This window comes from Mesorhizobium sp. M7A.F.Ca.US.008.03.1.1 (assembly GCF_003997495.1).
Taxonomy (GTDB): Bacteria; Pseudomonadota; Alphaproteobacteria; order Rhizobiales; family Rhizobiaceae; genus Mesorhizobium.
This window is the reverse complement of the sequence record NZ_RZRU01000012.1, coordinates 14,428-24,705: the sequence shown is the minus strand read 5'-3', so window position 1 is coordinate 24,705 and position 10,278 is coordinate 14,428. Positions and strand designations below refer to the sequence as shown.

Below are 10,278 nucleotides of genomic sequence, written 5' to 3'. Positions count from 1 at the left end.
AACGCGCTACTCGGCCGCGGCGCGGATGCCCGGCATGTCGGGAAAGGTGCAGATGACGGTCGTGCCCTTGTCCTTGCCGGTTTCGATGCGAACGCTGCCGCCATGCAGCTCGACGAAGCTCTTGACGATCGACAGGCCGAGGCCGGCACCGCGCCGGCGGCCGCCATTGGCGCGCGGCTCGAAACGGCGGAACACCGAATCGAGCACATCGGGCGGCATGCCGGGACCATCGTCATGAACCGAGAATTCCACCCCGTCCGCCAGATGGCGGCAGGTGAGCCGGATGATGCTGGCTTCCGGGGCGTAATTGGCGGCGTTGCTGAGCAGATTGTAGAGGATCTGGCGGACGCGGACCTCATCGCCATGAAACGTCTTCGGCGCTGCAATGGCGTCGACCTGGAGACTGATCGAATGCTCTTCCAGCCGGTCGGCCACCAGCTCGGCCGCAGCGGCGATGGTGCGATCGACCTGCACTTCGGAGATGTCGAGCTGCATGATGCCGGCGTCGACCGTCGCCAGGTCGAGGATGTCGTTGACGATGGTGAGCAGGACCGAGGAGGACGAGCTGACATGCTCGACATATTCGCGCTGCTTCTGCGTCAGCGGACCGGTCGTGGGCAGCGACAGCAGTTCGGTGAAGCCTATGATGTTGGTCAGCGGCGAGCGCAGTTCATAGGAAACGTGCTGGACGAATTCGTTCTTGAGCTGATCGGATTTTTGCAGCGCCTCGTTCTTGTCCTTCAGCGCCCGTTCGACGTTGACGCTGTCGGTGACATCGACGAAGGTCATCATCACTTGCCCGTTGGGCAGCGGGATCATGGCGTAACTCAAGACATTGCCGTTGTTGAGCTCGGTCTGCCCGTGGCGGTCGCGGCGCTCGTCGTCGAAGCCGGTGATGGCGGCAACGAAGCCGGGCCAGGGGCTGTCCGCGGCCTGCCGGTCGCAAAGGTCGCGTATCGTGGACACGTGGACACTGGGCTTGGCCGCTTCGCCGCTCAAACCCCAAAGCGTGGCAAAGGCAGGATTCGACAGCCGGAGCCTGCCGTCGGGTCCGAACACCGCCACGCCTTCGGCAAGATTGTCGAGCGTCTCGCCCTGGACCCGCACCGCGGTCTGGTAGCGGCTCTCGAGGTCCATCTTCTCGGTCAGGTTCTCGAACACCCAGGTCACGCCGCCCTTGGGCTGCGGGTTGGCGACGACGCGGATGGTCTTGCCGTCCGGCAGATGCCACCAATGTTCCTGGGATTCGACGGCGCGATAGGCGCCGAGCAGGCCTTCCTTCCAGCGGCGCCATTCAGGCTGTTCGGCGATCTTGCCTTCGCTGCGCAGCCGGTCGAGCAGCAAGGCATTGTCGGGAGCGCTGTGCAGGAAGCCTGCGTCGAGGCCCCAAAGCTTCTGGAAGGCCTGGTTGAAGAACCGCAGCTTCTCGTCGGTGTCGAAAATGGCGACCGCCGTGTTGAGCTGGTCGAGCGTGTCGGCGTGGCTTCGCACCGTCCGTTCGTATTCGCCCCGAACCGCCTCGATGGCACTGGTGTCGCAGGCAAGGCCGGCCGAGCCATCGCTGCCGGCAAAATCGGTGACCGCGAACACACGTCGGTCCCCTTCGATCACGGTGGACAGCGACTGCTCGAAAACCGGATGCGTCTTGTGCTGGGCGGCAATCGCATCGCGCGCCTGGCCGCCGAGGAACTCTTTTTTCTCCCGAACCGCGGCTTCGGCATTTTCGGCTTCGACGGCATCGGCATAGGCGCGGTTGACCCACTTCAGTCCGCCATCCTCGCCGCGGAGCCATGTCGGCATGTTCAGCGCGTCGAGCAGGCCGATCATCGTGTCGTGGTCGGCGGCCAGCCGCTGGTTCTCGATCTTCAGCCTGGCCTGGCTGCGCTGCGTCTCCGAGAGCGAGACAAAACGCACGAGCACATGCGCGGCACTCTTGCGGCCATGCACTTCGAGCGGGGCGCCGGCCTGCGATTCGATGACGAGGTCGAAGGGTTTGGCCTTCTCGCGCAATCCCGCGACGGCATGTTCGAGTGCCGCCGCCGAACGCGGCATCAGCCAGCGGCCGAAAGCAAGAAAAGCGGCCCTGTCCTCGGGAGCGCCGCTTTCGACGGGCAATGTGCCGATGAGTTCGGGCTTCTTGTTTTCCGCGGCCCAGACGACCACGCGCTGGTCGCGCAGATTGAGCAGCGCCTCGGAGCGGCGGAGCGCCGCGTTGATGTCGGCGAGGCGGCTCCTGAGTTCGACATTCTCCGCCGAGGTGCGGGCTCTTTCGCGGATGAGAACGATGGCCGATATCAGTGCGGCACCCGTCACGCCGACGAACACGGCAAGCTGCATGACCTCGATGGCGCTCAGCGACAGTCCAGCCACGCTGGCAGCAGCGGTTTCGGCATGCGCGACGGCGCCAGCCAAGGGGGCCGAGAGCGCGGAGGTGGCAAGGAATGTCGACGCGCGGGCGCGCCAGGACAGGCTCCCGCCTTCCAGGGCGGAGCCAGCAATCCCCGAATCGTTATGGCCGCCGGAAACGGCCCGTCCCGCTCTGTGCGGGTGTTGCCCCGGCATGTCTTGGTCCTCTCCGCCGCCTGAATGCAAGACCGCCCTGATGCGTGCCTCTCTTGACCCTCTCGGGCTGGAAGCATCGCCGAATCACCCGACAATAACCCCTCGCCGAATCGCCGTGAAGGCTGATGGCGCGCAAAAATATGGCCGGGCGAAAAGTCAATCGCCCGGCCTCAATATCTGGTAGTAATTTTAGCTTTGGTTAATAGCGGTAGTGTTCCGGCTTGAACGGACCCTGCGGCGTGACGCCGATATAGGCAGCTTGTTCACCCGACAGTTCGGTCAGGCGGGCGCCGAGCTTGTCGAGATGCAGGCGCGCGACCTTTTCGTCGAGATGCTTGGGCAGGACATAGACCTGGTTCTCGTACTGGCCGGGCTTGGTGTAGAGCTCGATCTGCGCCAGCACCTGGTTGGTGAAGGATGCCGACATGACGAAGCTCGGGTGGCCGGTGGCGTTGCCGAGATTGAGCAGCCGCCCTTCCGACAAAAGGATCATCCGCTTGCCGTCCGCGAAGGTGATCATGTCGACCTGCGGCTTGACGTTGGTCCATTTCAAATTGCGCAGCGCGGCAACCTGGATCTCATTGTCGAAGTGGCCGATGTTGCCGACGATGACCATGTCCTTCATCGAGCGCATATGGTCGAGGGTGACGACATCCTTGTTGCCGGTGGTGGTGATGACGATGTCGGCGGTGGGGGCCGCATCTTCCAGCGTGACGACTTCAAAACCGTCCATTGCCGCCTGCAGGGCGCAGATCGGATCGACCTCGGTGACCTTGACGCGGGCGCCGGCGCCCTTGAGCGAGGCCGACGAGCCCTTGCCGACGTCGCCATAGCCGCACACGACAGCGACCTTGCCGGCCATCATCGTGTCGGTGCCGCGGCGGATGCCGTCGACCAGCGATTCCTTGCAGCCATATTTGTTGTCGAACTTCGACTTGGTGACCGAGTCGTTGACGTTGATGGCGGGGAAGGGCAGCAGGCCCTTCTTCTGCAGCTGGTAGAGGCGGTTGACGCCGGTGGTCGTCTCTTCGGTGACGCCGCGGATCGCCGCCTTCTGCTTGGTGAAGAAGCCGGGCGAAGCCTTCAGGCGCTTCTTGACCTGGGCGTAGAAGTATTCCTCTTCCTCGCTCTGCGGGTTGGACAGGACGTCCTCGCCGGCCTCGGCGCGGGCGCCGATCAGGATGTACATGGTAGCGTCGCCACCGTCATCGAGGATCATGTTGGAAAGGCCGCCATCGGTCCACTGGAAGATCTTGTCGGTGTAGTCCCAATACTCCTCGAGCGACTCGCCCTTGACGGCAAACACCGGGATGCCGGCTTCGGCGATGGCCGCGGCCGCGTGATCCTGGGTCGAAAAGATGTTGCAGGAGGCCCAGCGGATATCGGCGCCCAGCACCTTCAGCGTCTCGATCAGCACCGCCGTCTGGATCGTCATGTGCAGCGAACCGGTGATGCGCGCGCCCTTGAGCGGCTGCTTGGGACCGAATTCCTCACGGCAGGCCATCAGGCCCGGCATTTCGGTTTCGGCGATCTCGAGTTCCTTGCGGCCCCAGCCGGCAAGCGAGATGTCGGCGACCACATAGTCCTTGCTACCCGTCATGGCAGTACTCCGATGCGAATGTTGTGCTTGCGAATTTGTTGCGGATGCGCCCGCGCCGGTCGGCGCGTCGAAGGGCGCGAATTGCCGGCCTGACTAGCAGATCGGAGCAAGGACGACAATGGGATATAAAGAAATCTTTATTCGTGCATGTCTCTCGGACATGCATCGGCGCTCTACCAGATCAGCATTCCTCGCCGAAGCGGGACGCCACCAGTTGCTCCAGGGCGTCGATGACCTGGCGGGCCTCCGGCCCGCTGGCGGTGACGCGGATCGAATAGCCGGGGCTTGCCGCCAGCATCATCAGGCCCATGATCGAGGTGCCGCCGACCTTGACGCCATCCTTCTCGACATGCACCGAGGCATCGAAGCCGCTGGCCAGCTGGACGAACTTCGCCGAGGCGCGGGCATGAAGGCCACGCTGGTTGATGATGGGAAAATCCCGGACAATCTGATCTTTTTCCGGGGACAGGGCGTTCATTTGCTGCTCAGGAGCTGGCTGGCGACGTTGATGTATTTGCGGCCGGCGGCCTGCGCCTCGTCGAGCGCGGCGGCCATGTTGTCGCCCTTGCGGATCGAGGAGAGCTTGATCAGCATCGGCAGGTTCATGCCGGCGATCACTTCGGTGCGGCCGGACTCCATCACCGAAATGGCAAGGTTGGAGGGCGTGCCGCCGAACATGTCGGTCAGCACGATGACGCCCGCCCCGGTGTCGACACGGGCAACCGCATCGACGATGTCGCGGCGACGCTGCTCCATATCGTCGTCGGCACCGATCGCCACGGTTTCGAAATTGTCTTGTGGCCCGACGACATGTTCGACGGCATGTCGGAACTCGGTGGCCAGTTGACCGTGCGTTACAAGCACGAGTCCGATCATTCTTTGGTGGCTCCCGTCATCGCCGCTTCACAGGCGCATTTTATGCTCGCCAGCCAATCCAGGTGGCGGGAGCGCTATCTTGTCGACGCGCGGCCCGTTGACAAGCCCAAAATTGCGCAGGCGCATGCCATTTTGACGCATTGCAGCAAAAAACCCGGAGCGGATCATAGAAAAGGCGCGATCGACAGCCGCGCCATCACGACTGGCAAGACCGCTGGGACATTGCGTTCGACCACCTCGACCCGCGGCACCAGACAACCGGCGATGCTGGTTGCGGCATCCTCCTGGAAGCGCACCGCTTCGCCGGCCGGCACCAGGCGGACATGCAGGTCGACGAGGCCGACCGGCTCGAATGGCAGAGGTCGGGGGCCGAGCCCGGGCACCTCGACGAGCCCTTCTATGGCGGCGGGAGCGCGGCACAGCAGCCGGCCGGCATGCGCCTCGACAAAGAGCTGATCGTCACCGACGAGCCGCGAGAACAGGCCGCGCTGGCGACAATGGTCGATGAGCGCCAGCGCCAGCGTCGTCTTGCCCGAACCGGAGGCTCCGGTGACGAGAATGCCGCGCTCGCCGATCAAAACCATTGTCGCGTGAATGTTGTCAGGCTGCACGGCTGGACCAGGCGTGGTTGGGATTCATGCTCTCAGCCTTCGGCCGGCAACGTCACGACAAAACGCGCGCCCTTGATCTCGCCGGGTTTGGTGCCGGGGATGTTCTCGGCGGTAAGCGTGCCGCCATGGGCCTCGACGATTTGCCTGGATATCGACAGGCCAAGGCCCGAATTCTGGCCGAATGCCTCTCCGGCCGGCCGATCCGTGTAGAAGCGCTCGAAGATGCGGTCGATGTTGTCGGCGCGGATGCCGGGGCCATTGTCGTCGACGGTGACGATGTTGAACTTGCCGGCACGCGCCAGCGACAGGCTGATGTGGCCATGATCCTCGGGAACGAAGGACCGGGCGTTCTCGATCAGATTGGTGATGACCTGGCCGATGCGCAGATCATGGCCGACGACGACATAGCCTTTGACGCCCTGCGGCAGTTTGGCGGCCTTGAACTCGATCTCGACCGCCTTCTTGTTGCGCGTCGCTTCGCGCGAGACGGCGACCAGATCGGTGATGAATTTCTTCAAATCGACGGTTCCCGCATCTTCACGCGCGAGCTCCGCGTCCAGGCGCGATGCGTCGGAAATATCGGTGATGAGCCGGTCCAGCCGCCTGACATCGTGCTGGATGATATCCATCAGCCGGCCGCGCGAATCGTCGTTCTTGGCCAGCGGCAAGGTTTCCACCGCGCTGCGCAGCGAGGTCAGCGGGTTCTTCAGCTCGTGCGAGACATCGGCCGCGAAGCTTTCGATCGCCTCGATGCGGGCGTAGAGCGCGTTGGTCATGTCGCGTATGGCGATCGACAGATTGCCGATCTCGTCCTGACGGTCGGAAAAGTCGGGGATCTCCTCACGGCTCTTGACGCCGCGCCGCACCCGCACCGCCGCCGCCGACAGCCGGCGCAGAGGGTTGGCGATGGTGGAGGCGAGCAGCATCGACAGGATGGCGGTGACAAGGGCCGCGATGCCGAAGACGCGCAGGATCGCCTTGCGCTCGGCGGCGACGATCTTGTCGATGTCGCCGCCTTCGGTCGACAGCATCAGCACGCCCAGAACGGCGCGAAAGCGCTGGATCGGCACCGCCACCGAAACGATCTGCTCGCCCTGCTCGCTGACGCGCACGATGGTCGACGGGCTGCCGGTGAGCGCCTTGACCACTTCCGGGAAAGCGGCGCCATTGCCGCCCGGCTGCTCGTGATAGACCGGCAGCTCTGTGTTGCGGAAGAAGTCGAAGACGAATTTCTGGATGCGCTCGACCAGATCGGGCTCTTCCTCCTCGACCGGCGGCAGGTCGTAGCGCAGGATCTGGCCACGCGAATAGAGGTGGCGCGAATCGAGCAGCAGGTTGGCGTCGCGGTCATAGATGCGGGCGCGGGTCCTGGTCGGCGAGATCAGCCTTCGCAGCACCGGGGCGACCCGCTCCGGGTTGATCGGGAAATCGAGATTGTCGAGTTGGTCGGAGCCCGGTCCCAGGCTTTCGCCGGCCTGCAGTTCAAGCAGCTTTTCCGGGTCGATGCTGATCGAATCCGTCTCGACCGTCGCCGACGCGGCGATCGCACCGGCGATGATCTCGCCCTGGGTCATCAGGCTTTCGACGCGGGCGTCGATCAGTCCGTCCCGGAAGGTGTTGAGATAGAGGATGCCGGTCACCAGGACGGCGAGGCCGGCAAGGTTGAGGAACAGGATACGCCGCGTCAGGCTGGAAAAGATATGATGGCCAAGGAAGCGGCGCATCGGCACCGTGATCTTCGACACGAAGGACGGCATGATCCGCGACGGCCGCCTGGAGGCGCCCGCCGGTCTTGTTCGCTGTGCTTCCACTGCCATCGAATAGCAGCTCCCGCCTAGTCCTTGGCCTGGTGCATGTCGTGGTCCCAAAACCGGGGCCACTTTTGGGCGACATGCATCATTACGCTTCGCGGAACCGGTATCCGACTCCGTAAAGGGTTTCGATCATCTCGAAGTCGTCGTCGACGGCCTTGAACTTCTTGCGCAGCCGCTTGATGTGGCTGTCGATGGTGCGATCGTCGACATAGACCTGTTCATCATAAGCCGAATCCATCAGCGCATCACGGCTTTTTACGACACCGGGACGCTGCGCCAGCGAATGCAGGATCAGGAACTCGGTGACGGTGAGCGTCACCGGCTCGCCTTTCCAGGTGCAGGTGTGGCGCTCCTGGTCCATGACGAGCTGGCCGCGCTCGAGCGAGCGGGCCTGCTGGCTTGGCGTCTTGGCGGCGGCCTCGCGGGCACTGGCGCGGCGCAGCACGGCGCGCACCCGCTCGACCAGCAGGCGCTGCGAGAAGGGTTTGCGGATAAAATCGTCGGCGCCCATCTTGAGGCCGAACAATTCGTCAATCTCGTCGTCCTTGGAGGTAAGGAAGATCACCGGAAGATCGGACTTCTGACGCATGCGGCGCAGCAGTTCCATGCCGTCCATGCGCGGCATCTTGATGTCGAGGATGGCAAGATTCGGCGGGCGTGCCGCCAGGCCTTCCAGCGCCGACGCACCATCCGTGTAGGTCTCGACGCGATACCCCTCGGATTCGAGGGCGATCGACACCGATGTCAGAATGTTGCGGTCGTCATCGACAAGCGCGATTGTTGCCATTTCAAGCGGCTCCCTCATGAGCTGTCCCTTCTGTCGTAGAGAAGGGGCTTTTGCAGGACAAATTAGGTACAAAATGTGGCATAGGCCTTGTCCGCTGTCACGCGCGGCATGCCGGCGGCCACAATCCTACCTCGATATGGATTGGACGAACGTACATCGCCAATCCTTTGGGCAACCGCGAAACTTTTTGCACATATAAACGATTTAAACAACTTTCAAAATATTTAAATCGATTAATGATTTGATATCATTTGGCTTTTCTGGTTCTGACCATCTCAGCCTGCGTAGTGGGCGTGCCGGAAACGTGCCGGCAAAGATGCGGCAAATCCAAGAGGGACACTCGATGTCGGAAGTCGGCAAACGCAATTCCGCCTGCGCGATCGATCATATCGGCCTGAAAACCACCGGCGTGGTGCGCTATAATTTCGGTGCGGCAGCCCTTTATGAGGAATCGATCCGGCGCGGCGAAGCCCGCTTGACCGCACATGGCGCGCTGGTCGCCGAGACCGGACAGCACACCGGCCGCTCCCCCAGGGACAAGTTCGTCGTCCGCAACGGTGACACCGAACCGCATGTCTGGTGGGACAACAACAAGGCGATCTCGCCGGCCCAGTTCGACACGCTGCTCGCCGATTTCCAGGCGCATGCCGCGGACAAGGATCTATATGTCCAGGATCTGGTCGGCGGCGCCGATGCGGAACTGAAGCTGCCGACCAGGGTGGTCACCGAATTTGCCTGGCACTCGCTGTTCATCCGCAATCTGCTGATCCGCCCGGATGCCGCCGAACTCGAACAGTTCGTGCCTGACATGACGATCGTCGATCTGCCGTCCTTCCGCGCCGATCCCCTCCGCCACGGCAGCCGCACCGAAACGGTGATCGCCGTGGATCTCACCCGCAAGATCGTGCTGATCGGCGGCACCTCCTATGCCGGCGAGATGAAGAAGTCGGTGTTCACCATGCTCAACTATCTGCTGCCGGCGAAAGGCGTGATGCCCATGCATTGCTCGGCCAACGAGGGTGCGGCCGGCGATGCCGCCATCTTCTTCGGCCTGTCGGGCACCGGCAAGACGACACTCTCGGCCGATCCCGCGCGCACGCTTATCGGCGACGACGAGCATGGCTGGGGACCACATGGCATCTTCAATTTCGAAGGCGGCTGCTACGCCAAGACGATCAAGCTGTCGGCGGAAGCCGAGCCGGAAATCTTCGCCACCACGCAGCGCTTCGGCACGGTGCTGGAAAATGTCGTGCTCGACGCCGGTGGCGTGCCGGATTTCAACGACGGAAGGCTGACCGAGAACACACGCTGCGCCTACCCGCTGGACTTCATCCCGAACGCCAGCAAGACCGGACGCGCCAGTCATCCGAAGAACATCATCATGCTGACCGCCGATGCGTTCGGCGTGATGCCGCCGATCGCGCGGCTGAGCCCGGCGCAGGCGATGTATCATTTCCTGTCCGGCTACACCGCCAAGGTGGCCGGAACCGAAAAGGGCGTGACCGAACCCGAAGCGACGTTTTCGACCTGTTTCGGCGCGCCGTTCATGCCGCGCCATCCATCGGAATACGGCAATCTGCTGCGCGAGCTGATCGCCCGCCACGGCTCCGATTGCTGGCTGGTCAACACCGGCTGGACCGGCGGCGCCTACGGCACCGGCAAGCGCATGCCGATCAAGGCGACGCGCGCCTTGCTTGCCGCCGCACTCGACGGCTCGCTGAAGACAGCCGAGTTCCGCACCGACCCTCATTTCGGTTTCGAGGTGCCGGTGGCTGTCCCGGGCGTCGACAGCGCCATTCTCGACCCGATGATTCTGGACCCCCGGGCGACCTGGGCGGACAAGGCCGGCTATGACCGGCAGGCGGCAAGGCTGGTCGGCATGTTCGCCGTCAACTTCGAGAAATTCGAAAGCCATGTCGACGCCGTGGTGCTGGGCGCGGCGCCGCGCATGCAGGAAGCGGCGGAGTAATCGCGCCATCGGGCTCAGCCCGCCGTTGAAAGGTCCGGTTTCGATCGGGCCTTTTCTTT

The 10,278-nt window shown here is 63.3% G+C and carries 8 protein-coding genes; 1 reads left to right on the top strand and 7 read right to left on the bottom strand.

What is annotated here, in order from left to right; genetic code table 11:
• Positions 1–6 precede the first annotated feature (6 nt).
• The 7 genes from EOA16_RS17850 to EOA16_RS17810 all read right to left on the bottom strand — a co-directional run bounded on the left by EOA16_RS17850 (position 7) and on the right by EOA16_RS17810 (position 8,250).
• Positions 7–2,562 carry a PAS domain-containing sensor histidine kinase gene (locus EOA16_RS17850; RefSeq protein WP_127259454.1) on the bottom strand — a complete coding sequence of 852 codons (2,556 nt, stop codon included), beginning with the start codon at positions 2,560–2,562 and terminating at the stop codon, positions 7–9.
• A 199-nt stretch (positions 2,563–2,761) separates the two neighbouring features.
• Positions 2,762–4,162, bottom strand: coding sequence for an adenosylhomocysteinase (gene ahcY, locus EOA16_RS17845; RefSeq protein ID WP_127259453.1), 1,401 nt, complete (start codon positions 4,160–4,162; stop codon positions 2,762–2,764).
• Between the two features lie 181 nt (positions 4,163–4,343).
• Positions 4,344–4,640, bottom strand: a complete 297-nt coding sequence (locus EOA16_RS17840) for an HPr family phosphocarrier protein (RefSeq protein ID WP_023810630.1) — start codon at positions 4,638–4,640, stop codon at positions 4,344–4,346.
• On the bottom strand, positions 4,637–5,038 hold the full coding sequence (locus tag EOA16_RS17835; RefSeq protein WP_010912939.1) for a PTS sugar transporter subunit IIA: 402 nt from the start codon (positions 5,036–5,038) through the stop codon (positions 4,637–4,639). Before EOA16_RS17835 ends, EOA16_RS17840 begins: the two co-directional genes overlap by 4 nt.
• Before the next feature lie 164 nt (positions 5,039–5,202).
• Positions 5,203–5,649 (bottom strand): HPr kinase/phosphorylase, encoded by a 447-nt coding sequence (locus EOA16_RS17825; RefSeq protein ID WP_164754306.1) that lies wholly within the window; start codon positions 5,647–5,649, stop codon positions 5,203–5,205.
• 32 nt (positions 5,650–5,681) lie between these two features.
• Entirely contained in the window at positions 5,682–7,466 is a 1,785-nt protein-coding gene (locus EOA16_RS17820; RefSeq protein ID WP_013528336.1) for a sensor histidine kinase, read from the bottom strand.
• An 82-nt stretch (positions 7,467–7,548) separates the two neighbouring features.
• Positions 7,549–8,250 carry a response regulator transcription factor gene (locus EOA16_RS17810; RefSeq protein ID WP_013528337.1) on the bottom strand — a complete coding sequence of 234 codons (702 nt, stop codon included), beginning with the start codon at positions 8,248–8,250 and terminating at the stop codon, positions 7,549–7,551.
• Positions 8,251–8,593: 343 nt separating this feature from the next.
• On the opposite strand from EOA16_RS17810, the gene EOA16_RS17805 reads away from it, so the two are divergent.
• A complete protein-coding gene (locus tag EOA16_RS17805) occupies positions 8,594–10,219 on the top strand; it encodes a phosphoenolpyruvate carboxykinase (RefSeq protein WP_127259451.1) in 1,626 nt (541 codons plus the stop codon).
• Positions 10,220–10,278: the final 59 nt, after the last annotated feature.

Excerpts from the sequence above, each read along its gene's own strand:
- EOA16_RS17840 (WP_023810630.1), bottom strand. The coding sequence starts at position 4,640 with ATGAACGCCCTGTCCCCGGAAAAAGATCAGATTGTCCGGGATTTTCCC.
- EOA16_RS17835 (WP_010912939.1), bottom strand. The coding sequence starts at position 5,038 with ATGATCGGACTCGTGCTTGTAACGCACGGTCAACTGGCCACCGAGTTC.
- ahcY (WP_127259453.1), bottom strand. The coding sequence starts at position 4,162 with ATGACGGGTAGCAAGGACTATGTGGTCGCCGACATCTCGCTTGCCGGC.
- EOA16_RS17820 (WP_013528336.1), bottom strand. The coding sequence starts at position 7,466 with ATGGCAGTGGAAGCACAGCGAACAAGACCGGCGGGCGCCTCCAGGCGG.
- EOA16_RS17805 (WP_127259451.1), top strand. The coding sequence starts at position 8,594 with ATGTCGGAAGTCGGCAAACGCAATTCCGCCTGCGCGATCGATCATATC.
- EOA16_RS17810 (WP_013528337.1), bottom strand. The coding sequence starts at position 8,250 with ATGGCAACAATCGCGCTTGTCGATGACGACCGCAACATTCTGACATCG.
- EOA16_RS17850 (WP_127259454.1), bottom strand. The coding sequence starts at position 2,562 with ATGCCGGGGCAACACCCGCACAGAGCGGGACGGGCCGTTTCCGGCGGC.